The organism is Sphingomonas sp. Leaf22, assembly GCF_001421715.1.
Lineage (GTDB): Bacteria > Pseudomonadota > Alphaproteobacteria > Sphingomonadales > Sphingomonadaceae > Sphingomonas.
Window position 1 is genome coordinate 117215 of record NZ_LMKP01000044.1, and the last position, 22085, is coordinate 139299.

The 22085-nt window shown below is 68.3% G+C and carries 23 protein-coding genes; 9 read left to right on the forward strand and 14 right to left on the reverse strand.

All coding sequences use genetic code 11. The features are described from left to right. Positions 1–116: 116 nt before the first annotated feature. On the reverse strand, positions 117–2321 hold the full coding sequence (gene uvrB / locus ASE70_RS17790) for an excinuclease ABC subunit UvrB (protein WP_056507687.1): 2205 nt from the start codon (positions 2319–2321) through the stop codon (positions 117–119). A gap of 94 nt (positions 2322–2415) precedes the next feature. On the opposite strand from uvrB, the gene ASE70_RS17795 reads away from it, so the two are divergent. After that, positions 2416–3744 carry an amidohydrolase gene (locus ASE70_RS17795; protein WP_056507689.1) on the forward strand — a complete coding sequence of 443 codons (1329 nt, stop codon included), beginning with the start codon at positions 2416–2418 and terminating at the stop codon, positions 3742–3744. Positions 3745–4034: 290 nt separating this feature from the next. On the opposite strand, the gene glsA is transcribed toward ASE70_RS17795, so the two are convergent. From glsA to gspL, 5 genes are all read right to left on the reverse strand, one after another. After that, entirely contained in the window at positions 4035–4949 is a 915-nt protein-coding gene (gene glsA, locus ASE70_RS17800) for a glutaminase A (protein WP_056507691.1), read from the reverse strand. A gap of 271 nt (positions 4950–5220) precedes the next feature. Further along, the gene (locus tag ASE70_RS17805) at positions 5221–6447 is read right to left on the reverse strand and encodes a type II secretion system F family protein (protein WP_056507694.1); all 1227 of its coding nucleotides are present in this window, start codon (positions 6445–6447) and stop codon (positions 5221–5223) included. A 187-nt stretch (positions 6448–6634) separates the two neighbouring features. Then, positions 6635–8116 (reverse strand): GspE/PulE family protein, encoded by a 1482-nt coding sequence (locus tag ASE70_RS17810; protein WP_056507696.1) that lies wholly within the window; start codon positions 8114–8116, stop codon positions 6635–6637. Then, a complete protein-coding gene (gene gspM, locus ASE70_RS17815; RefSeq protein ID WP_082451120.1) occupies positions 8113–8607 on the reverse strand; it encodes a type II secretion system protein GspM in 495 nt (164 codons plus the stop codon). Before gspM ends, ASE70_RS17810 begins: the two co-directional genes overlap by 4 nt. After that, positions 8604–9689, reverse strand: coding sequence for a type II secretion system protein GspL (gene gspL / locus ASE70_RS17820; RefSeq protein WP_235520053.1), 1086 nt, complete (start codon positions 9687–9689; stop codon positions 8604–8606). Before gspL ends, gspM begins: the two co-directional genes overlap by 4 nt. A gap of 67 nt (positions 9690–9756) precedes the next feature. On the opposite strand from gspL, the gene gspG reads away from it, so the two are divergent. The 5 genes from gspG (at position 9757) to gspD (ending at position 14106) form a co-directional block, all read left to right on the forward strand. Then, positions 9757–10209 carry a type II secretion system major pseudopilin GspG gene (gspG, locus tag ASE70_RS17825; RefSeq protein ID WP_268794942.1) on the forward strand — a complete coding sequence of 151 codons (453 nt, stop codon included), beginning with the start codon at positions 9757–9759 and terminating at the stop codon, positions 10207–10209. A 104-nt stretch (positions 10210–10313) separates the two neighbouring features. Beyond that, positions 10314–10769, forward strand: a complete 456-nt coding sequence (locus ASE70_RS17830) for a prepilin-type N-terminal cleavage/methylation domain-containing protein (protein WP_268794943.1) — start codon at positions 10314–10316, stop codon at positions 10767–10769. A 146-nt stretch (positions 10770–10915) separates the two neighbouring features. Then, complete coding sequence (gene gspI / locus ASE70_RS19400) at positions 10916–11269, forward strand: type II secretion system minor pseudopilin GspI (protein ID WP_268794944.1); 354 nt, start codon at positions 10916–10918, stop codon at positions 11267–11269. Next, entirely contained in the window at positions 11266–12048 is a 783-nt protein-coding gene (locus ASE70_RS17840; RefSeq protein WP_056507702.1) for a type II secretion system protein N, read from the forward strand. The genes gspI and ASE70_RS17840 overlap by 4 nt, the downstream gene beginning before the upstream one ends. Before the next feature lie 12 nt (positions 12049–12060). After that, a complete protein-coding gene (gene gspD, locus ASE70_RS17845) occupies positions 12061–14106 on the forward strand; it encodes a type II secretion system secretin GspD (RefSeq protein WP_056507704.1) in 2046 nt (681 codons plus the stop codon). 217 nt (positions 14107–14323) lie between these two features. On the opposite strand, the gene ASE70_RS17850 is transcribed toward gspD, so the two are convergent. Next, the gene (locus ASE70_RS17850) at positions 14324–14578 is read right to left on the reverse strand and encodes a hypothetical protein (protein ID WP_156356330.1); all 255 of its coding nucleotides are present in this window, start codon (positions 14576–14578) and stop codon (positions 14324–14326) included. An 84-nt stretch (positions 14579–14662) separates the two neighbouring features. After that, on the reverse strand, positions 14663–17155 hold the full coding sequence (locus tag ASE70_RS17855; protein ID WP_056507709.1) for a PhoX family protein: 2493 nt from the start codon (positions 17153–17155) through the stop codon (positions 14663–14665). A gap of 202 nt (positions 17156–17357) precedes the next feature. Between ASE70_RS17855 and ASE70_RS17860 the strand changes: the two genes are divergently transcribed. From ASE70_RS17860 to ASE70_RS17870, 3 genes are read left to right on the forward strand one after another with little or no spacing between them, the layout of a single operon-like run. Continuing rightward, the gene (locus tag ASE70_RS17860; protein ID WP_056507710.1) at positions 17358–17921 is read left to right on the forward strand and encodes a hypothetical protein; all 564 of its coding nucleotides are present in this window, start codon (positions 17358–17360) and stop codon (positions 17919–17921) included. Then, a complete protein-coding gene (locus ASE70_RS17865) occupies positions 17918–18367 on the forward strand; it encodes a hypothetical protein (RefSeq protein ID WP_056507712.1) in 450 nt (149 codons plus the stop codon). The genes ASE70_RS17860 and ASE70_RS17865 overlap by 4 nt, the downstream gene beginning before the upstream one ends. Then, on the forward strand, positions 18355–18774 hold the full coding sequence (locus ASE70_RS17870; protein WP_235512369.1) for a hypothetical protein: 420 nt from the start codon (positions 18355–18357) through the stop codon (positions 18772–18774). The genes ASE70_RS17865 and ASE70_RS17870 overlap by 13 nt, the downstream gene beginning before the upstream one ends. Here the strand turns inward: ASE70_RS17870 and ASE70_RS17875 are convergent. The 6 genes from ASE70_RS17875 to ASE70_RS17900 all read right to left on the reverse strand — a co-directional run bounded on the left by ASE70_RS17875 (position 18765) and on the right by ASE70_RS17900 (position 21988). Next, positions 18765–19064 carry a hypothetical protein gene (locus ASE70_RS17875; protein WP_056507715.1) on the reverse strand — a complete coding sequence of 100 codons (300 nt, stop codon included), beginning with the start codon at positions 19062–19064 and terminating at the stop codon, positions 18765–18767. The two genes, ASE70_RS17870 and ASE70_RS17875, sit on opposite strands and share 10 nt — an antisense overlap. 150 nt (positions 19065–19214) lie before the next feature. Further along, positions 19215–19463: a hypothetical protein gene (locus tag ASE70_RS17880; RefSeq protein ID WP_056507724.1), complete on the reverse strand. Its 249-nt coding sequence runs from the start codon at positions 19461–19463 to the stop codon at positions 19215–19217. A gap of 57 nt (positions 19464–19520) precedes the next feature. Then, positions 19521–20141 (reverse strand): ATP-binding cassette domain-containing protein, encoded by a 621-nt coding sequence (locus tag ASE70_RS17885; protein WP_056507726.1) that lies wholly within the window; start codon positions 20139–20141, stop codon positions 19521–19523. Beyond that, positions 20131–20820, reverse strand: a complete 690-nt coding sequence (gene modB, locus ASE70_RS17890) for a molybdate ABC transporter permease subunit (protein ID WP_056402094.1) — start codon at positions 20818–20820, stop codon at positions 20131–20133. The genes ASE70_RS17885 and modB overlap by 11 nt, the downstream gene beginning before the upstream one ends. Then, complete coding sequence (gene modA / locus ASE70_RS17895) at positions 20820–21578, reverse strand: molybdate ABC transporter substrate-binding protein (protein WP_056402097.1); 759 nt, start codon at positions 21576–21578, stop codon at positions 20820–20822. The genes modB and modA overlap by 1 nt, the downstream gene beginning before the upstream one ends. 74 nt (positions 21579–21652) lie before the next feature. Beyond that, a complete protein-coding gene (locus ASE70_RS17900; RefSeq protein ID WP_056507877.1) occupies positions 21653–21988 on the reverse strand; it encodes a phasin family protein in 336 nt (111 codons plus the stop codon). Between the last annotated feature and the right edge of the window lie 97 nt (positions 21989–22085).

Consider the following 22085-nt stretch of genomic DNA (forward strand, 5'->3'; position numbering starts at 1 on the left):
ATCTCTAAGCCATCTTCACGCACGCGCAGGCGGAAGGCCATACACGCCGACGTTGCGTGTTCAGCGTTGGCGTCAGTGTCTACGAATCCGGCCCAAGCCGGGATGACGACCGTCGGCTACCGCCCCCGCCCGCCCCCGCCGGCCATGCGCATCGCCTTCTGCTTGCCATAGCGGGTCTTGCGGGTACCGGGCTTGCCTTCGTTCGATCGGCCCATGATCGGTGCCTTGTGCTCGCTCGCCGGCAGGCCGAGTTCCTCGTTTTCGAGACTGCGGATCTCGTCGCGCAGCCGTCCGGCGGTCTCGAACTCCAGATTGGCCGCCGCCTCGCGCATCTGCTTTTCGAGGCTCTCGATATACGACCGCAGATTGTGGCCGACCATGTGGCGCGGGCCGTCCTCGTCGATCTCGACCGTCACCTGATCGCGCGAGGCGACGTCGGCGATGATATCGCCGATCTGGCGCTTGATCGTCGTGGGCGTAATGCCGTGCGCTTCGTTATATTCGCGCTGCTTTTCGCGACGGCGATCGGTTTCGGCAATGGCGCGTTCCATGCTGCCGGTCATCCGGTCGGCATAGAGGATCACCCGCCCGTCGACGTTGCGCGCGGCACGGCCGATCGTCTGGATCAGCGAGGTTTCGCTGCGCAGGAACCCTTCCTTGTCGGCGTCGAGGATCGCGACCAGCCCGCATTCGGGAATGTCGAGTCCTTCACGCAACAGGTTGATGCCGACCAGCACGTCATAGACACCCAGGCGCAAGTCGCGGATCAGCTCGATGCGCTCCAGCGTCTCGACGTCGCTGTGCATGTACCGGACTTTCAGACCGGCTTCGTGCATGAACTCGGTCAGGTCTTCGGCCATGCGCTTGGTCAGCGTGGTGACGAGCGTGCGATAGCCGTTCTTCGCCGTCTCCTTGGCCTCGTGGATCAGGTCGTCGACCTGTTCCTCGACCGGGCGGATCGTGATCGGCGGATCGATCAGGCCGGTCGGGCGAATGACCTGTTCGCTGAACACGCCGCCGGTCTGCTCCATCTCCCACCCGCCGGGCGTCGCCGACACGCACACCGTCTGCGGCCGCATCGCGTCCCATTCGTTGAAGCGCAGCGGCCGGTTGTCGATCGCGCTCGGCAGGCGAAAGCCATATTCGGCCAGCGTGATCTTGCGCCGGTGATCGCCGCGCGACATGCCGTTGATCTGGCCGATCGTCTGATGGCTTTCGTCGACGAACAGCAGCGAATTTTCCGGAAGATATTCGAACAGCGTGGGCGGCGGTTCGCCCGGCAGGCGTCCGGTCAGGAAGCGGCTGTAATTCTCGATCCCCGCGCACGAACCGGTGGCGGCGATCATTTCCAGATCGAAATTGGTGCGTTGTTCCAGCCGCTGCGCCTCCAGCAGCTTGCCCTCCATGACCAGTTCCTTCAGCCGCTCGGTCAGTTCGTGGCGGATCGCCTCGCCCGCCTGTTTCAGCGTCGGTCCCGGCGTCACATAGTGCGAATTGGCATAGACGCGGATCGAATTGAGGCTGGCGACCTTCTTGCCGGTCAGCGGATCAAATTCGGTGATCTCCTCGATATCGTCGCCGAAGAAGGTGATCCGCCACGCGCTGTCGTCATAATGCGACGGGAACAGTTCGAGGCTGTCGCCGCGCACGCGGAAATTACCGCGCTGGAACGCGGCGTCGTTGCGCTTGTATTGCAGCGCGACCAGCTTGCGGACGATCTCGCGCTGGTCGACGACATCACCCTTCTTCAGGTCGAAAATCATCGCCGAATAGGTTTCGACCGATCCGATGCCGTACAGGCACGATACCGACGCGACGATGATGACGTCGTCGCGCTCCAGCAGCGACCGGGTGGCCGAATGCCGCATCCGGTCGATCGCCTCGTTGGTCGAGCTTTCCTTTTCGATATAGGTGTCGGACCGCGCGACATATGCTTCGGGCTGGTAGTAATCGTAATAGCTGACGAAATATTCGACGGCATTGTCGGGGAAGAATGACTTCATTTCGCCGTACAACTGCGCGGCAAGGATCTTGTTGGGGGCAAGGATCAGCGCCGGGCGCTGCAATTTCTCGATCGTCTTGGCCATGGTGAAGGTCTTGCCCGAACCGGTGACGCCCAGCAGGACCTGATCCTTCTCCCCCGCGCGCGCCGCCGCGACCAGTTCGCGGATCGCGGTCGGCTGGTCGCCGGCGGGTTCGTAATCGGACTTGATGACGAAGCGTTTGCCCGCATCCACCTTGGCCGGGCGGGCGGGACGGTGAGGGACGAAGGTCTGGCCGGTTTCCGGCTCGGACAGGTCGGTGCGGATCGTGATCGCCATGCGGATGGATATGGGTGACGCGGAACGGGACGGCAACATCGACCCTCGACACTTTGGCGAAAGCGGATAGCTTAAGGCCCAAAGGGGACCCAACATGCGCACACTGATCGCCACCGCCGCCTGCCTGTTCGCCGCGACGCCGGCCATGGCCGAACCCGACTGGGCACCCGCCGTCCGCGCCGATTACACGGCGTCGCTGGGCGGGATGTGGGACTGGTTCCACCGCAATCCCGAATTGTCGTTCAGGGAGGTGAAGACCGCCGAGCGCATGGCGACCGAGCTGCGCGGCGTGCCGGGGATGCAGGTGACGACCGGCGTCGGTGGCACCGGCGTGGTCGGCGTGCTGAAGAACGGGGCCGGCCCGACCGTGCTGGTCCGCGCCGATATGGACGGGCTGCCGGTCGAGGAGAAATCGGGCCTGCCCAATGCCAGCAAGGCGCGGCAGGTCGGCGTCGACGGGGTCGAGGCGCCGGTGATGCACGCCTGCGGCCACGATACCCATATCACCGCGATGGTCGGCACCGCCCGCCGGCTGGCCGCGCTCAAGGACCGGTGGAAGGGCACGATCGTCTTCATCGTCCAGCCCGCCGAGGAACGCGTCGGAGGTGCGAAGGCGATGCTGGCCGATGGCCTCTATAGCCGCTTTCCCAAGCCTGATTACGCGCTGGCCTTCCACGTCGCCGCCGGGCTGCCGGCGGGCATGGTATCGGCATCGGAGGGAATCCAGTATTCGTCGTCGGACTCGGTCGATATCGACGTGCCCGGCATCGGCGCGCACGGGGCCAGCCCGCATGCCGGCAAGGACCCGGTCTATATGGCATCGCAGCTTGTGATCGCCTTGCAGGGCCTCATCAGCCGCGAACGCCAGCCGCTCGACCCCGGCGTCATCACCGTCGGTTCGTTCCATTCGGGGCTGAAGCACAATATCATCAGCGATATGGCGAAATTGCAGGTGACCGTCCGCGCCAATGACGAGGGGACGCGCAAGCAGCTGCTCGACGGGATCAGGCGCGTCGCGGGCGGCATCGGCACGCTGAACGGGATGCCCGCCGACAAGATGCCGGTGGTGAAGGTGATCGAGGGCACGCCGACCACGATCAACGACGCGCCGCTCGCCCGGCGGCTGAACGCGGTGATGGCGACGACACTGGGCCCGAAGAACGTGATGCCCTTCGAACAGACCGGCATGGGTGCGGAGGACTTCGCCTATCTGGTCCAGCCGGATTCCAAGGTGAAGGGCTATTATTTCGCGGTCGGCGGCACGCCGATGGCGGACATCGTCGCGGCGCGGAATGGCGGCGCACCGGTGCCGTCGCACCATTCGCCCCTGTTCAAGGTCGCGCCCGAACCGTCGATCGTGACCGGCACGATCGCGATGACCGCCGCGGTGCTGGATCTGCTGGGGCCGAAAAAGGCGGGCTGACCCCGCCTTATCCCCGCCCCACCCCGTTCGGTTCGAGCAGCTTCGAGCTTGTCGAGAAGCGCCCGTCGAGAACTCGCTGTTCGGGGCAACCCCTTCTCGACTTCGGTTCTCGACAGGCTCGAACCTGCGCTCGAAGCAAACGGAAGGGAGGGTGGAAGTACGAAAAAGGCCGTTCGTGCTGAGCAGGGGCCGAGCGAAATCGAATACCCGTATCGAAGCACCCGCCACCAATGGTTCTTCGATACGCCCCTTCGACAAGCTCAGCGGCTACTCTGGACGAACGGGTGGAGTCACCCGAACACCGACCAATCCGCCTTGTCTGCCAGCAACTCCAGCGCGCGTATGCCGAGGATCGAATTCCCCTGCCGGTCGAGATTGTTCGACCACACAGCGATCGACGCGACCTGCGGCACGATGGCGAGGATGCCGCCTCCCACCCCGCTCTTGGCCGGCAGCCCGACCCGGTATGCGAAGTCGCCCGACCCGTCATATTGCCCACAGGTCGTCATCAACGACAGCAGCCGCCGCGTCCGCGTGGCGCGCCTGTCGCCCGCCGCATCGCCGGTCCGCGCGGTGCGGGTCAGGAACAGCCCGGCCTTCGCCAGCGACTTCGCATCGATCTCGATCGCGCATTGGTGGACATAGGCCTCCATCACCTCGTCGATGTCGCAATGCAGATTGCCGTGATGCTTCGCGAAACTCATCATCGCGCGGTTCAGGTCGCCGCCGGTGCGGCCGGTTTCCAGCACGTCCTGATTGAGGATCACGTCGGCCAGCCCGGCCTCGCGGCCAATGAAGTCGACCACCGCGCGCGCGCAATCGTCGGCCTGGTGCTCGACCAGGATGTCGCACACCACCAGCGCGCCGGCATTGATGAACGGATTGCGCGGCACGCCCTTGTTGCGTTCGAGGTCGACGATCGAATTGAACGGATCGCCCGACGGCTCGCGCCCGACGCGCTTGAACACCGCGTCCCCGCACGCCTCCAGCGCCATTTCGAGCGCAAAGACCTTGGCGATGCTCTGCAACGGAAAGCGGATATGGGAATAGCCGCCATGGAACAGCCCGCCATCGGGCGTCGCCACCGCCATGCCGAACCAGTCGGGCGGATAGTCGAGCCCGGCGTCCGCCGCCGCCTCGATTTCGGCGGCGTTGGCGGTGATCTCCTCCGTCACCTCGGCGACGATGCGGGCGAGGTCGGTCATGGTGCTTCCTTGTTGCGAGACGGACGGCAGCGTTAGCACGCACCCGTCACCTGCGTGAACCGTTCCCCGGCGCAGGCGGGGATACGGCTTTAGGACCGATCGACATTCAGCTGTCAGGCCAGCAAACTACTCCCCTCCCTGACAAGGGAGGGGCTGGGGGTTGGGTCGGTCTGCGAGGGAAAGTGGGCGCGCCACAACCGGCCTACCCACCCCCGACCCCTCCCTTATCAGGGAGGGGAGAAGGCAAGACCGTACTGAATGTCGATCGGCCCTAAATCTGCACCAGATTGTTCAGGTTGATGATCGGCAACAGGATCGCCAGCACCATCATCAGCACCAGCCCGCCCATCAGCAACAGCACCATCGGTTCGACCAGCGCAACCAGCGTCGCCACCAGCGCGTCGAGTTCGCGCTCCAGCTCGCCCGAGGCGCGGTCGAGTGCCGGTGCCAGCCGCCCCGACGTCTCGCCGGAGGCGACGATCGCGACCAGCATCGACGGAAAGATTTCCGCCTCCGCCATCGCCGCGCGTAAGGACAACCCCTCGCGGACCCGCGCGGCGACGGTCAGCGCCTTGTCGCGCACGAAGCGGTTGGGGGTGACGGCGGCGGCGGCGTGCAGCGCCTCGACCAGCGGTACCGCGCTGCCCACCAGCGTGGCGAGGCTGCCGGCGAAGCGCGCGGCATTGTGCTGGCGGCTGAACCGGCGGAACGGCGCGCGCGTCGCCAGCCGCCGGTCGACCGCCAGCCGGTTGCCCGGCACCTTCAGCCAGCGCGCCCCGACCAGAAACAGCACCAGCGCCGCCACCGCCACGTACAGACCGTAGTTCTGGATGAACGCCGACAGCGCGATCAGCGCGCGGGTCAGGAACGGCAATTCCGCCCCGCGCGACACGAACACGCGGACGATGTCGGGCACGACATAGACCATCAGCAGCACCATCATGCCGAAGCTGACCGTCGCCAGCAGCGCCGGATACAGCAACGCCAGCTGCATCTTCTGGCCATTGGCCTGCCGCGTCTCGACGAAGTTCGCGAGGTGGTTGAGCACGTCGGGCAGCCGCCCCGACTGTTCCCCCGCCGCGACCGAGGCGCGGTAGAATTCGGGAAACGCCTTGGGATGCCGCGCCAGCCCCTGCGCGAAGCTGCGCCCGTCGAGGATCGCGGCGCGCACGTCGAGCAACAGCGCGTTGACCGCCGCATTGTCGGCCTGTCCGGCGACGATGCGCAGCGATTCCTCGATCGAAATATCGGAGCCGACCAATGTCGATATTTGTCGCGTCAGCGTCGCCAGCGCCTTGCTCGACACCCCGCGCCGGAACAGCCGGGGCAGCTGGATGCTGCCGAGCTTCGGACCTTTTTCCGCGGCCTCCTCGACCGACAGTGGCAATTCGCCGCGTTCGCGTAGGATCGCGCGGGCGGCGGCGGGGCTGGACGCTTCGACCACGCCCTTGACGGTCGCGCCAGTGCGGGAGGCTGCGCGGTAGGTGTAGGCGGTCATGGCACCCCCCTATCCAACCCCATCCCCACCCAAACCGTTTGGTTCGAGTAGCGATCGAGCTTGTCGAGAGCGCGTATCGAGAACGCCTCTCCCCGGGCGAACCGTTCTCGACGGACGCTTCTCGACAAGCTCGAAGCTGCTCGAACCAAACGGATTTTGCGGGGTTGAGGGTTCGAGCGCGAAAGGATCACCCCTCGTCCCGCACGACCCGCGCGACCTCCTCGACGGTGGTCACCCCCGCCTTCACCTTCGCAACGCCATCGTCGAGCAACGCCGGATTATCGACCCGCGCCGCGCGTTCCAGTTCGGCCTCGGCGACGCCGTTGTGGATCATCGCCTGCAACCGGTCGTCGACCGCGACGACCTCGTACAGCCCGGCGCGGCCGCGATAGCCTTCGTGATGGCACGCCTCGCACCCGCCCTTGCGCCACAGCTTCTTGCCCGGCTTGATCGCGCCGCCGAGCAGGACGCTGTCCGCCTCGGTCGACCGATCCTGCCACCGGCATTCCATGCACAACCGCCGCACCAGCCGCTGCGCGACCAGCCCGACCAGCATCGGGGCCAGCAGATACCGCTCGACCCCCATGTCGATCAGCCGGGTGACCGATCCGATCGCGGTGTTGGTGTGCAGCGTCGACAGCACGAAATGGCCGGTCATCGACGACCTGACCGCCGTCTGCGCGGTTTCCTGATCGCGGATTTCGCCGACCATGATGACGTCGGGGTCCTGCCGCAGAATCGCGCGCAGCCCCCGCGCAAAGGTCATGTCGGTGCGCGGATTGACCTGCGTCTGGGCGATGCCGGCCAGTTCATATTCGATCGGATCCTCGACCGTCATCACATTGCGGCGACGATCGTTGAGGCGGGTCAGCGCGGTATAGAGCGTCGTCGTCTTGCCCGATCCGGTCGGTCCGGTGACGAGCAACAGCCCATGCGGCCGTTCGAGCAACCGCCCGAACACGCTTTCGTCGCGCTCCGACATACCCAGCCCGCCCAGGTCGAGCATCATGCCGCCACGTTCGAGCAACCGCAGCACCACCCGCTCGCCATGCTGGGTCGGCATGGTCGACACGCGGGCATCGACGTCGTGCCCGCCGATGCGCAGCGTCACCCGCCCGTCCTGCGGCGTACGGCGCTCGGCGATGTCGAGTTTCGCCATCACCTTGATCCGGCTGACCAGCAGCGGGGCGAGCGCGCGCGGCGGCTCGACGATGTCGCGCAGCACCCCGTCGATGCGGAAGCGGACGACGAGGCGCTTTTCCTGCGTCTCGACATGGACGTCGCTCGCGCCTTCCTTGATCGCTTCGAGCAACAGGGCGTTGATGAGGCGGATGACCGGCGAATCGTCGCGCGCGTCGAGCAGGTCGTCGACCGCCGCCGCGCTGTCTGCCAGCGCCGCCAGATCGGTTTCGGCCAGTTCGATGTCGGCGGCGGTGGTCGCGCTGCCGCCATAGCTCGCCTGCAACGCCGCATCGAACGCGGCATCGTCCAGCGGAACGAACGCGATACCCGGCGCGACCCGCTGTACCTCCAGCATCGCATCCAGCGTCGCATCGGCGCGGTGGACGCACTCCATGCCCGCCTTGCCCAGCCGGATCAGCACGCCCCCTTTACGCGCATAGCCATAAGGCAGGCGGACGGGTTCGGCATGGAGCAGCGTATCGGTCATGGTCGGAACTCCACGCTGGCATTGACCCGGCCGGAGGTCGAACCGCGCTGCATCGTCACCCGCCGCACGGCAATCGTGCTGGTCGATGCGACCGAACTCAACCACGTCACCACCGCCGGATAAGGCGCGTCGGTCAGCGTAGCGGTGACGCCGCCATTCGCCTCGGCCAGCACCGGCTGCAACCCGGCGGTCGTCGCTGCCGATGCGATCACCGTTTGCGGCGGTCCGGCGGCGGTCGTCGCCGGTGCGCTTTCCAGCCGCCCGGCGGCACGCACCCGCGCCATCAGCGTCTCCGCCTGCCGGATATCGGCACGCGCCTGCGCCCGTGCTGCCTGCACCGGCTTGACTACGCCGTACACCAGCACGACCCCGGCGAGCAGCGCCGCCAGCGTCCCCACCAGCACCCGCTCGCGCATGGTCAGCCCCTGCCACCAGCCGTCGAACCGGGCGAGGGCGGCCTCGATCCGGGCGCTGCGCCGGACCATGCTCATGCCCCGCGCGCCACGATGCGCAGCGCCCCGCCGGGGGCGGCGCTCACCTGTGCGGCGACGCCGGCGGCGGACAATGCGGCGCGCAGCCGGTCGGCCATGCCGGTTTCGGGCGACTGGCAATCGAGGGTCAGCGCGTTTCCTTCGAAATCCATCCGGTTAACGACCAATGCCGGTCCGATCGGCGACAGCGCCCCGGCAACGCGCGACAGCAACGGCACGAAGCGGTTGGAACCGGTCGGGCGCGGCAGCAGGTCGGCGACCCGCACCATGAAATCGTCGCCGCCGGTCGGCACCGACGGCGCGGTCGTCACCACCAGTTGTTGCAGCGCCGCCTGCCGCCGCTCGGCGATGCGTTGCAACATCAGCGTGTCGGCGACCGCGATCACGCCATGCGCCAGCGCGGCCGCACCGAGGATCATCGCCACCTTGCGCGTCGTGCTCGGCCATGCCGTCCGGCGGCGGGCATAGGCACCCTGCCGCAGATCGATCGGCGCATCGGCGATGCGCTGGTCGAGCGGCGCGGGCGGGAACGCCACGCCGTCGCCCGCCATCGCCGCTGGCAACGGGTCGCCCAGCGCCTGCACGGCCGGCCGCCCCGCCGCCTCCCACGCCGCGACCAGCATCGGCAGCGGCATGGCGAAGCCGGTGCCGTCGGCGGCGCGGACCAGCGCGCGGCCACCGGTCACCTCGACGCTCCATCCCTCGACCGGCGCGGCCAGCGTCAGCGCGTCGGGCACGAACGCCGCGCCGCCGATCCCGGCGGCATCGGCGATCGCCACCCATTCGGTCATGACGCCGTGCCGCACGACCGCGACCAGATAGCGCCGGTCGCCGATCGCATCGCCCAGCACCAGATGCACGGCATCGATCGGATCGGCTATCCGGTCCTCGACCGCGAACGGCAGCGCCGCCAGCCGTTTCGCCCGACTGGGCAGCGGCAGGTCGACGCTGAGCAGAAGGACCGATTCGGACGGGACGAGCAAGGTTGTTGCGGGGACCGTGCCATCGACTACAATAGCATTGCCGCCCGCGACAGCCCACACGCCGGCGGCCGGACCGGCGGGGGCAGGTTCGATTGTCAAAATGGCTTCATCGTGTGGACGCATTGGGGCGTGGATGCGCATCTTATTCCGAAAGTTTCGTGACACCTTGGCCGCGAACCCCGCCGCCCGCAAGGTTTCTGTCCCCGACCGCGAGGCGGGGCTGACATTGGTCGAAATGATCGTCGTGCTGGCGATCATCGCGCTGGTCGCCGCACTGATCGTGCCCAACGTCATCAACCGCCCCGATCAGGCGCGGGTGACGACCGCCGGCACCGACATCAAATCGATCTCCGCCGCGCTGAAAATGTACCGGCTGGACAATGGCGACTATCCGACGACGACGCAGGGGCTGAAGGCGCTGTTCGAAAAACCGACCCAGCCGCCGGTCCCCGGTGCCTATCCGCCCGACGGCTATCTGTCGCAGATGCCGCAGGACCCATGGGGCAATCCCTATGTCTACGAATCGACCGGCGGACGATTCACGATCAAGTCGCTCGGCAAGGACGGCAAGCCCGGCGGCGAGGGACTCGACGCCGATATCGACGGGACGGCGCGCTGATCGAGCCCCATGATCGTCACCCCCGCGCAGGCGGGGGTCCATATCCGCCGACGCCGCGACTCCATCGCGACCTTGGGCGGCAATGGACTCCCGCCTGCGCGGGAGTGACGGACCGTGATTCCCAATCCGGCATGACCCTGATCGAAATGCTGATCGTCCTTGCGATCATCGGCGTGGCGGCGGGTGCGGTCAGCCTCGGCATCGGTGCCGCCACCCGCGCCCCCAATGTCGAGGCGGAGGCGCGGCGCTTCGCCGTGCGGCTGCAGGCGGCGGCGGACGATGCGATGCTCGGCGACCAGCTGATCGCGCTGACCACCGAAACCCATGGCTATGGCTTTGCGCAGGTCGGGGCGAGGGGCCTGACCCCGCGGACCGACGGGCCGCTGGGGTTCCATACCCTGCCCGGCGGCATGGTGATGACGCTCGACGTCGCCCCGCCGGTGGTCCTCGGCGTCGATGGCACCGGCCAGCCGCTGGGCGCGACGATCACCGGCGGCGACCAGACGTGGCGGGTTCGCTATGACGGCATCACCGCCCGCGCGACCAAGGTGACGCAATGAGAATCCTCCCCATCACATGGGGAGGGGGACCATGCGCAGCATGGTGGAGGGGGATCGCCGCATACGACGGCACAGTTGCGTTGCGCCGCCCTCCCCCTCCACCATCCGCTGCGCGGACGGTCCCCCTCCCCGCAGGCGGGGAGGATTTGGAGCAAGCCGGCTTTTCTTTGATCGAGGCGATGGTGGCGCTGGCGGTACTGGCGATCGCCACGGTAGGGCTGATCGGCGCGGTCGAGCAGCATATCGATTCGACCCGCGGCGTCGAACGCCGTGCGATCGCGATGTGGGTGGCCGAAAACCGGCTTGCCGATTTGGAAACGGGGACGCCGGAGGCGAATGCGGACGCGGTGGACATGCTGGGGCGGCAATGGAGCGTGGCGGTGAACCGGACCGCGACCAGCGACCCCGCGCTCGACCGGGTGACGATCACCGTCGCCCCGGCGGGCGAGGCCGTGGCCATGGCCCGGCTCGACGGTTTCCTGCGCAAGGACGCGGCATGATCGTCGTCGAACGGCTGCGCTGGCGCGAACGCTGGGTCGACTGGCTCGCCGCCGCCGCGATCGTATCGGTCGCGTTCGCGCTGGCCGGCCTCGTCTGGCGGATCGCGGGCCATGCCGGCACCGGCGCGATCACCGTGCCGTCCGCAGCACGCACCCGCGCGGTCACCGTCGACACCGGCCCGGCGCTCGCTTGGGCACCCTTCGGCAGCCCGACCGCCGCCGACGCCACCAGCCCCACGGCCATCCAGGCGGTGTTGAAGGGTGTGGTCTTCGCCCGCCCCGCCGAACTGTCGATCGCGTTCGTGTCGATCGGCAACGAAGCGGCCAAGCCGTTCAAGGCCGGCGATGCGCTGGCCGGCGCGCAGGTGACTGAAATCCGCCGCGACCGCATCATCCTGAACAATGGCGGGCGGCTGGAATATCTCGCCTTCCCCGATCCGTTCGGACAGGCGACGCCGACCCCCGGCCAAGCGGCTCCCGCCCCCAATTTCACCGTACAGCCCTCCACCGCCCCCGCCGCAGCCCCGCCGCCGCCGCCCAGCGCGCAGGCAGTGCTGTCGCGGCTGAACGCGACCCCGGTCGCCGGCGGTTATGCGATCGGTGCGAACCCGCCGCCCGGCATGCGTGCGGGCGACGTCATCCAGTCGGTCAACGGCGCCGCCCTGACCGACCCGTCGGCGGTCAACGCCGCCATCGCCAGCGCCGCCGCATCGGGGCAGGCCCAGGTCACCATCCTTCGCGACGGCAAGCCGAACACCGTCTCCATTCCCATTCGTTAGGGTTTCCCCGCCGTGCGCCATCGCCTCGTTTCCGCGTTCCTGTCCCTCACGCTCGCCGCGACCAGCCTGTCGCCGGTCATGGGCCAGACGCAGGCGGCCGACATCGTCGTCAACATGCGCGGCGTCGAGATCGCCGACGTCGCCGATCAGATCAGCCGCATCACCGGCCGCACGCTGATCCTCGACCCGACGGTCAAGGGGCAGGTGACGGTCACCTCCGCCGAACCGCTGTCGCCGGCGGGCGTGTGGGAACTGTTCCAGTCGGTGCTGCGCGCCAACGGCTTCGCGGCGGTCCGCTCGGGCTCGGCATGGCGGATCATTCCGCAGGCGAACGCGGTGCGCGACGGCGGGGTGCGCGGGCGCGGCGTCGGCGGGCAGGAACTGACCACGCGGATGGTGCGGCTGTCGAACGTCCCCTCGGCGGATGCCGCGCGGATCGTCCGTCCGCTGGTCGCGAGCTTCGGCAGCGTCGAACCGCTGACCCAGCCCAACGCGATTGTCGTCACCGACTATGCCGACAATGTCCGCCGGATCGAGGCGCTGGCCCGCTCGCTCGACGGTGGCGGTGGATCGACCTTTGCCACGATCACGCTCGCCAACGGCAACGCCGCCGATATCGCGACGGCGATGCAGACGGTGCTGGGCGAAGGCGGCGCGCGGGTCGCGGGCGATGCGCGCAGCAACACCATCCTCGTTCGCGGCACCCCCGCCGGCGTCGCCGAGGCGCGGCGCATCGCCCAGTCGCTCGACGCGCGGGGCAGCGGCACGACCCCCTCGACCCGCGTATTCCGCCTGAACTATGCCGATGCCGAAAGCGTGACCGAGGTCCTGCGCGGCATTCTCGGCCAGCAGCAGTCCGCCTCGAATCCGGTCGCGCGGAGTCTCTCGACCACCAGCCAGCGCAACAATGCCGGCGCGGCGCTGTCGGGGCTGATCGCCAATGGCGGCGCGAGCGCGGCGGGGATCGCCGCGGCGAGCGGCGTCGGCACGGGCGGCAACGGCGGCAGCATCAGCACCGTCGGCCAGAACGCGTCGACCACCCCGGCGCAGGGCTTCACCACCCCCGACATTACCGTCCAGCCCGCCCCCGACATCAACGCCGTCGTCGTGCGCGGCACCCCCACCGCCATCGCCCAGATCGAACGGCTGATCCCCGATCTCGACGTGCGCCGTCCGCAGGTGCTGATCGAGGCGGCGATCGCCGAGATTACCGGTCAGGATGCCGAACAGTTGGCGGTGCAGATCGGCACCTCGGGAGCGGCGCTGACCCGTGTAGAAGGGGTTGCCACATCATTCGACAATGCTGGAGCGTCGCTCGGCGGCATTCTGCGTGCGTTGGGCGTGCCGGCGGGTAATCTGCTCGGCAATGGCATCACCGGCAATATCGGTATCGGCAACGACTTCTCGATCCTTGTGCAGGCGCTAAGCCAGTCGACCAAGGCAAACCTGCTCTCGACGCCGCAGATCACGGTGCTGGACAACAAGCTCGGTGAGTTCGTCGTCGCGCAGGAAGTGCCGTTCGTCACCGGATCGATCCTGACCGGCAACGGCACCGCCAATCCCTATACAACCATCGAACGCAAGGATGTGGGCATCACCCTGCGGGTCCTGCCGCGCATCAATGCCGGCGACACGATCCGCCTCGAAGTCAGCCAGGAAGCGTCGTCGATCGCACCTACCCAGGTCAGCGGCGCGGCCGACATCATCACCAACAAACGATCGGCCAACACCACCGTGCTTGCCGATAATGGCCAGACGATCGTACTCGGCGGCCTGACCAGCGACGATTATCAACGTGTCCGCAGCCAAGTGCCGATCCTCGGCGACATTCCGATCATCGGCGAATTGTTCAAGGGCCGCAACGAGAGCCGTCAGAAGCGCACGCTGTTCGTCTTCCTCAAACCCACCATCCTGCGTGACGGTGCCGACGCCGCCGCCGCCGCCCGCACCCGCTACGACCGGCTGCGACAGGAGGAAGTGTTGCAGGGCGACAAGCGCAGCCTGCTGCTCAATCCCCCCGCCCCGCGCCTGACGATGGAAATCGACGGAATCTACTGACGCGACCCGCCGCCCGGCCCGGCCGAACGGCACCGTTACTAGGGTCAAACTCTATCACCTGTGGTTGCCCTCACCATTCGCCGCCTTCGGCGTCTTTCCCTCTCCCGGCGGGAGAGGGAGGGAGCGGCGCAGCCGCGGAAGGGTGAGGGCGATCACATTTGATCGAAAGCGACTCTAACGGGCGGGCGCGGCACGCCGGTCCGATATCGGCGCTTTCCTACACCGCGCGATCCTGCGCAGGATCGACGGCCGGGTTCGCGATCCTCGGCTGCTGCGTTTGTCGATCCGCCTGAACCATCGGCACGGTACCGATTTCGGTTGGTGGCAAGGCGGGAGAGAGGCGCGGTGCCGAAGCATCGTAACCGACGCGCAACGCCGCCACGGCCCTGAAATCGGCCTGCCGCGTCGTGGCCGGTCGGTGGCGCAACTCTGGGGCGATGTCCCGGAACCGCATCCGCCGCACGATGCGCACGAGTGTGACTTTCGTGACCTTTGAACGCGAAACGGGCGGCGGCCTTTCGACCACCGCCCGCCCCGATATCGTAGAATCAAAGACTTACAGCGCGATCACGCCGTTGTCCTCCTTGGTGATGACCACCGTCGCCGAGCGCGGACGGCTGCCCGCCGTCGTCGCCGGCCAGATGCTGGTGATGTTCGACAGGTTGCCGTTCTCACCGGGATGCTGGATGTTCACGAACAGCGACCGGCCGTCCGGCGTCGAATCGACCCCGGTGATCTCGCACCCGACCGGCCCGACCAGGAAGCGGCGCAGCGTCGTGCCCGGTGCCTTGCCGATTCGGGTCGTGGCGGTGCTGGTCGCCGACACGCCGGTATTGGTGATCGTGCGCGTGCCGCCGTCGCCGACGGTGCCCGGCATCGCCGCCAGCATCATGCAGTTGGTGACGTCGGTATAGGCACCGTCGTCGGTCTGGATCCACAGCACCGGCGTCACCTGTCCGCTGGCGTTCGACGCGCGACCGAACCACAGGCCGTCGGGGCTGGAGAAGTCGTTGGTCGCGTCGAGGCTCGACAGGTTGATGTTCGTCGGGTCGAGATCGGCACCCGCGCCGAACGCATAGACGTCCCACGTGAACGCCGTCGCCTCGGTCGTGTCGCCGCGCTCGCGCAGGCGGACGATATGGCCGTTGGCGTTGCCGGTCGAACGCGTGCCGTTGGTGCGCGGATCGATGTACGAGCGCGGATTGGCGGCGTCGACCTGCGCCGGTGCGCGCGACGAGTTGTTGGTCAGCGTGCAATACATCTCGCCGGTCGCCGGGTTGACCGCGGTCCATTCGGGACGGTCCATCCGCGTCGCGCCGACCGCATCGCCGGCAAGGCGGCAGTGCGTCAGCACATCGGCCTGATCGGCAAAGGCATAGAGCGGGTTTGTGGCGGTCAGGCCATTCTGCCCGAACACCAGTGCAATCCATTCGCCCGAGCCATCGGCATTGAACTTCGCGACGTACAGCGTGCCGCTGTCCAGATATTTGTCACCGATGGCGAGGCGGTTGGTCGCCGCCGCGTCCGCCGCGACCCATGCGGTGTTCGACACGAACTTGTAGATATATTCGTTCTGCGCGTCGTCGCCCATGTAGAAGGCCGGCTTGACCCCGGCGAACACGCGGCCCGGCCATACGCCTTCATGGTTCATCCGGCCGAGCGCGGTGCGCTTGCGCGGCGCGGCGGCGGGATCATAGGGATCGATCTCGACGCACCAGCCATATTGGTTCGGTTCGTTGCGGAAGTCGCCGGTGCCGTTGGCGGGCTGCGTGGCGTCGACGGTCGCGTTGAACTTGCGGATCAGCGTCTGGCCCGACACCGCCTCGGCCGCCGTGGTCCAGCTGTAATTGCCGCCGCGCAGCGTATCGCCGGTCGCGGTGTTCAGGCCGTAACGGGTGAATGCCTGCACCGCCTTCGCACCCAGTGCCGCAGCGCGCCGCACATTGTCGCCCGCGTCCCGCCGGAAATAGCCTGCCCAGTTTTCCTCGCAAGTCATGTACGTTTCCCACGGCATATGGCCGTTGGCGCAATTGTTGATCGTGCCGCGCCCGGCGGTACCGTCGGGCGAATAGGCGGTGAACAGCAACGCGCTGCCGCGCACCGGACCGCTGAACGTCGTCGGCGTATAGGGCGTGATCCGACGGTTCAGCGCCGACCCCTGCACATAGCTCCAGCCGCCGGTCGACGCGCGGGTCACTTCGACCACCGACACGCCGTGGCATTCCATTTCCTTGACCACTTCGGCGGTCGGACGGACGCCGTTGACCGACGTCACGCCGTTCACGTGCAGATACTGTTCCGAGATATTCTCGTGGTTCATCACCAGCACGCCGCGCGTCGAATTGTTCGCATCCTGCGTGGTGCCGCTGGCGGCGAGACCGAAATAGCTCATGCCGTCGTGATGATCGCCCGCACGCGCCGAAAAGCCGGTATCGGTGCCGTTATTGGCATAGGCGGCGGTCGCGCTGTTGAGCGGATCGCCCAGCCGGTACAGGACGGTCGCGGTATAGCCCGCCGGAACGGTCAGCGCATCGGCAAGGCTCTTGGAAACGGCGGAGAAGCCCAGCGTCGGCGGTGCGACCGCGACGGTGATGTCGGTGCTGCTCGCCGCGCCCTTCACGTCGGTCGCGGTGTAGCGGAAGACGAGGTTGGTCGCGGTCGACACCGCCGGGGCCATGAACGTCGCGGCACCGGTGTTCGCGTTCGACAGGGTGACGGTCGGGCCCGACACCTGCGTAAAGGCCTGGGTGACGATGGCGTTGTCGTCGGTGGCGGTGCCGGTCAGCACGACCACACGACCACCGGTGGTCGCACCGCTCGACCGAACGCCCACGACCGGCGGCGTATTGTCGATGCCCGCGACCTTGTCGTCGCACGCGGCGAGCAGAGACCCGCCGAACACCGCGACCGCCGCGGTCGACGCACCGCCGCGCAGCGCCTGCCGCCGCGAATAGCGTTGGTCGACCAGATCCTGCAGGCTCGGCCCGTTGCTCAGGTTCGTTTCGATATCGCCATCGTCATAGCCGATGGTCAAGTCGTTGTTCGCCATGGAAATCCCCGCAATCTATCCCGGAAGCCGGCACGGCCGGCGTCCTCCCCACCCCCCGTTGGCGCAAAGCTGCGACACGGCGATTGCGGATCGAAGACGATCGCGTGGCGGAATGAAGACGGTTCCGTGACGGGGGTGTCGATCGACGACGCCAGCCCGATCGCGCTTGTCCACCGACCGCCCCCGGGCGTAGGAGCGGACCATGGCCGACCCCCGCCCCGCCAATGACAGCGCGCCCGTGCGGCCCAGCCTGTTCGACCGGGCGCTGGGCGCGGCGCGGCCGGCATCGCGCCCGCCGGTACCGGCCGATCCGCCCCCGGAGCCTGCCGAACGGCCCCGGCCCGATCGCGCCGGCATGATCCTCGCGCTGGCGATCGTCGCCGCCCCGCTGCTGACGGTTGCCGGGGCGACGCTGATGACCACGCAGGTCCGGCGCGAGACCCGCGCCCTGACCGAACGATCGGCACCGGCCGTCGCGGCGCGCACCGAACGCGATCGTGGCCGCGCCGCGCTCGCCACCGCGTGGCATGCGCCGACGCTCGGCGCGACCGTGGAGGCGATCGCCCACGCGCTGCCCGAGGATGCCGCGCTGCTGCGCATCGAGCGCGACACCGGCCCGCTGACCATCGACGTGGTCGCCCCCGATCCCGATCGCGCGCTGTCGGCGCTCCGTCGCGATCCGGCGCTGGGCGGGCTGCGCGCCGTCGCGCAGAGCCGCGCCGATGGCGACGGGCGGATGCGGATCACGCTGGAACAGGCGCGATGACCCCGCGCCTGCCGCTGATCGCGCTCGGGATCGCCGCGCTGCTCGCCGTCCCGACCGCCGGCGCGCTCGACGATCTTGCGACCGCCCGTGCCGATCGCGACGCCGCCCGCGCGGATCTTGCCGCCACCCCGGCGACGGTCGCGGTCATCGGCGCGGCCTTTCCCGCCGACAATGCCACCGACGCCGCCCGCCGTCTGGCGGCCCGCGTCCGTGCCGATGCCGCGCGCGGCGGGGTGCTGATCGAAAGCCTTGCCGCCGATCCCGCCGCCCCCGCCCCGCTCGCCATCCTCACGCTGCGCGCATCGGGCAGCGAGAAAGCGGTGGTGGCGTTCGCCGACCTGCTCGAACGGGGCGGGCCGACGGTGCGGATGGCGGCATGGCGGCTGACCTCGGCACCGGGCGGGGTGCGGCTCGACGCGCGACTGGTGGCCCCATGGCGGGGATGAGCCTGCGCGACCATGGCCTGATCGCGGCGGCGGTGCTGGTCGCGCTCGCACTCCCGCCATGGCTGTTGCGCGACACCAATCGCGGCGACGCGTCGGCACCGGTGGTCGCGCCGCTGGCCGCCCCGGCCACTCCGCCGCCGCTGCGCGCCGCCTTTGCCCGCACGCTGTTCGCCCCGCCCGCCGCCGATGCCCTGCCCGACGACGCGCCGGCGTTGCTGGGCGTGGTCGGACGCCTCGGCCGCGATGCCGTCGCGCTGGTGCGCGGCGCAGAGGGCACGCGCACCCTGTCGCCCGGCGACAGCGTCGATGGCTGGCAATTGCGCAGCCTCGCGATCGACGCTGCCTATTTCACCCGCGGCGGACAGACGGCACGCGTACCGATGCCCGGCACCGACGATCAGCGATAGGTGAGCCTGACCCGCGCCTCATTGGGCAGGGTGCGATCGGACAGCGGCGCTTCATACGAGGTCGACTTCGCAGACAGCCGCAGCGTACGCGTGACGCCCGCACCCGTCGCCGTCGCACTGGCCAGCGGATGCTCGACCAAATGGTAGAAACCGAAGCGTTTGCTGGCGCATCCGCCGATCGCATCGAACATCCCAATCAGCGGCATCGTTAGCAACGACGCATCCGCCTTTGCCATGGCCACCATCACCCGGCATTGCGCGCGCAGGTCGCCCAGTCGCCGGTCCTCCACTGGTACCGCTCGACAACACGATCGGGCGCAGGTGCATGCCCTGCGACTGCGCCGGCGCGGTGAGGAACCAGCGTCCGGCGGGCAAGGTCGCAAATACGACCCGGCCATCGCCGTCGATCGTGACCGGCAATTGCCTGCGCGCCCCGTCGGTCAGCGCCAGTCCGACGTCGGCCGCCGACATCCGGCTGTGCCCGCGCCACATTCGAACCGCAGCGTCGCTTGCGGGGCGTAACTCGGCCGATCCTCGGCGAAGCGCCGCTGTGCCGCGCGCAGGAGCTTTGCATCGACGCGCAACGGCTTGCCGGCAACCACAACGATATCGGGGCCATCGGGTTCGACGTCCTGCGCATCTGCCGGCATCGCCGCCATCATCGCCAACCCTGCCACCATCATCCGCATTGCACACTTCCGATCGTTTCGGGATCGTCATCATGCCCGATTACGGCGGCACCATGGTCACATCGCGACGATGCGCGTCGCCAGCCGTTCCGCTTCCGCCGCATCATGGGTCACGTACAGGATCGGCAGGCGCAGCGTGTCGCGCAGCCGTTCGATCGCGACCATCACCTCCTCGCGCCGCCCGCGATCGAGCGAGGCGAGCGGTTCGTCCATCAACAGGAACCGTGCCCCCGACAACAGCGCCCGCCCGATCGCGACCCGCTTCGCCTCGCCCCCCGACAGCGTCGCCGGCCACCGGTCGAGCAGATGCTCCAGCCCCAGCAGCGCGATCATGTCTGCATAGCCGATCGGCGGCGTGCCCCGCCCCATCCCATAGCGCAGATTGGCCGCGACCCGGCGGTGCGGGAACAGGCGCGGCTCCTGAAACACATAGCCGCAGCACCGGTCGGGTACCGCGACGTCGATTCCCGCCGCGCCGTCGTACAGCGTGCGCCCGCCGACCCGGACATGGCCCGCCGCCGGGCGCAGCAACCCCGCGACCATGTTGAGCACGCTCGACTTGCCGACCCCCGACGGTCCGAACAGCACCGTCAGTCCGCTGTCCTGCCCGTCATCGGGTACGACCGCGCCGACCACCGCCTCGCCCAGCCGGACGGTGACATCGATGTCAAAGGACATGGCCGCCCCGACCGCCGCGCCGCGCGAGCCATTCGGACAGCACCAGCGCGATCAGCGACAGCGCCACCGACAGCGCCGCCAGCCGGACGACGCCCGTCTCCCCGCCGGGCACCTGCAACGCGCTGTAGATTGCGATCGGCAGCGTCGCGGTTTCGCCCGGCACGTTGGATACGAAGGTGATCGTCGCCCCGAACTCCCCCAGCGCGCGGGCGAAGCCCAGCACCATGCCGGCCAGCATCCCCGGCAGGCTGAGCGGCGCGGTCACCGTCCAGAAGACCCGCACCCGCCCGGCCCCCAGCGTCCGCGCGACGCTTTCCAGCCGCCGGTCGACGCCCTCGATCGACAAACGGATCGCGCGGACCATCAGCGGCAGCGCCATCACCGCCGCCGCGATCGCCGCCCCGGTCCAGCGGAACAACACGCTCACTCCGAACCATGATTCCAGCCAGCCACCGATCGGTCCGTTCGGCGCGAACGCCAGCAGCAACAGCCATCCGGTCACCACCGGCGGCAGCACCAGCGGCAGATGGACGACCCCGTCGAGCAGCACCTTTCCCGGAAACCGCCCGCGCGCCAAGGTCCATGCCAGCGCATAGGCGACCGGCAGCGCCGCCAGCATCGCCACCCCGCCGATCTTCAACGACAACAGGACGATCGCCCACTCGGCGCTGTCGATCATCAGCGCGCGGAAAAGCCGTAGCGTTTGAAGATCGCCTTGCCGGCCGGGCTGATCAAAAACCGGCGGAACCGCTCGCCGTCGACGTTGCGCGATGCCTTTAGCCGCGCGATCGGATAGACGATCGGCGGATGGCTCGCCGCCGGGAAGACACCGACGACCCGCACCTTCGCCGACGCCTTGGCATCGGTGGCATAGACGATGCCGAGCGGTGCGGCCCCGCGCTCGACCAGCGCCAGCGCGGCGCGAACATTCTCGGCCCGCACCACCGACGGCGCGACGCCGTCCCATGCGCCCAGCCGGGTCAGTGCCGCCTTGCCATAGCGCCCCGCCGGCACCGCATCCGGATCGGCCATCGCCAGCCGTCCGCCGTTCAGCGCCCGCGCCACGTCGACGCCCGGCCGCAACGTCACGCGAACCTTGCTGTCGAGCGGCGCGATCAGGACCAGCCGGTTACCGAGCAGGTTCACGCGGCTGTTCGGCGCAAGCAGTCCCCGACGGTCGAGATCGTCCATCCACTCGACATCGGCCGACACGAACAGGTCGGCCGGCGCACCCGCTGCGGCCTGCCGCGCCAGCGCCGAGCTGGCGGCAAAGGACAGCGTCGGCCGGACATGACCACGTCCGGCCCATGCATCCGCCGCCGCGTTCATCGATTCCTGCAGGCTGGCCGCGGCCAGCACCACCGGCGGCTTCGATTGGGCGATTGCGGTTCCTGCCAGCGTCAGCAGGGCGAACAGCCACAGGAACCAACGACCCATTCCAATTCCTTCAGGTTCAGCGACGACCCATCCGTCGCAGCCCATGGCCGCGACGGATCATCGGCATAGACCGATCAGTCGCGCCCGGTCATCTGTCCGATGGCACTGCGTCCGAACTGGGCGATCATCTCGCCGACTTCGCGGGCTTGCGTCATCGATCGCGATCCCTGTTCGCGCATATATTCCGACTGGATCTTCATCACTTCGTTCAGGTCGCGGGCCTGCGCGGCTGCGCGCATCGCTCTGAACGCTTCCTGCGTATTGGATTCGGCCTGTGACAGGATGGTCAGGCCGAGCTGCGATCCCTGTTCGGTCATCTGCGTGCCGGCCGCCTGCAGCCGCTCGCCCGCTGCCTTCATCTGATCGTTAGCCTGCTGCGCGCCGCCGAACGTGCGATCAGTGTCGGTCATGTCGTTCTCCATGTCGTGATGCCGAAACCGGCGTCCCGCCGACGTTCGAGTCGGCCAAAAGTTCCACGATAAAACTCGATCCGAATCACTCGGTCCG

Coding starts and splice junctions, on each gene's coding strand:
- modB (WP_056402094.1), bottom strand. CDS start 20,820: ATGATCGACAGCGCCGAGTGGGCGATCGTCCTGTTGTCGTTGAAGATC.
- ASE70_RS17795 (WP_056507689.1), top strand. CDS start 2,416: ATGCGCACACTGATCGCCACCGCCGCCTGCCTGTTCGCCGCGACGCCG.
- ASE70_RS17855 (WP_056507709.1), bottom strand. CDS start 17,155: ATGGCGAACAACGACTTGACCATCGGCTATGACGATGGCGATATCGAA.
- ASE70_RS17870 (WP_235512369.1), top strand. CDS start 18,355: ATGGCGGGGATGAGCCTGCGCGACCATGGCCTGATCGCGGCGGCGGTG.
- modA (WP_056402097.1), bottom strand. CDS start 21,578: ATGGGTCGTTGGTTCCTGTGGCTGTTCGCCCTGCTGACGCTGGCAGGA.
- ASE70_RS17900 (WP_056507877.1), bottom strand. CDS start 21,988: ATGACCGACACTGATCGCACGTTCGGCGGCGCGCAGCAGGCTAACGAT.
- ASE70_RS17865 (WP_056507712.1), top strand. CDS start 17,918: ATGACCCCGCGCCTGCCGCTGATCGCGCTCGGGATCGCCGCGCTGCTC.
- ASE70_RS17810 (WP_056507696.1), bottom strand. CDS start 8,116: ATGACCGATACGCTGCTCCATGCCGAACCCGTCCGCCTGCCTTATGGC.
- glsA (WP_056507691.1), bottom strand. CDS start 4,949: ATGACCGACCTCGCCCGCATCGTCGCCGAGGTGACGGAGGAGATCACC.
- ASE70_RS17860 (WP_056507710.1), top strand. CDS start 17,358: ATGGCCGACCCCCGCCCCGCCAATGACAGCGCGCCCGTGCGGCCCAGC.
- uvrB (WP_056507687.1), bottom strand. CDS start 2,321: ATGGCGATCACGATCCGCACCGACCTGTCCGAGCCGGAAACCGGCCAG.
- ASE70_RS17880 (WP_056507724.1), bottom strand. CDS start 19,463: ATGCGGATGATGGTGGCAGGGTTGGCGATGATGGCGGCGATGCCGGCA.
- gspM (WP_082451120.1), bottom strand. CDS start 8,607: ATGAGCATGGTCCGGCGCAGCGCCCGGATCGAGGCCGCCCTCGCCCGG.
- ASE70_RS17805 (WP_056507694.1), bottom strand. CDS start 6,447: ATGACCGCCTACACCTACCGCGCAGCCTCCCGCACTGGCGCGACCGTC.
- ASE70_RS17885 (WP_056507726.1), bottom strand. CDS start 20,141: ATGTCCTTTGACATCGATGTCACCGTCCGGCTGGGCGAGGCGGTGGTC.
- ASE70_RS17840 (WP_056507702.1), top strand. CDS start 11,266: ATGATCGTCGTCGAACGGCTGCGCTGGCGCGAACGCTGGGTCGACTGG.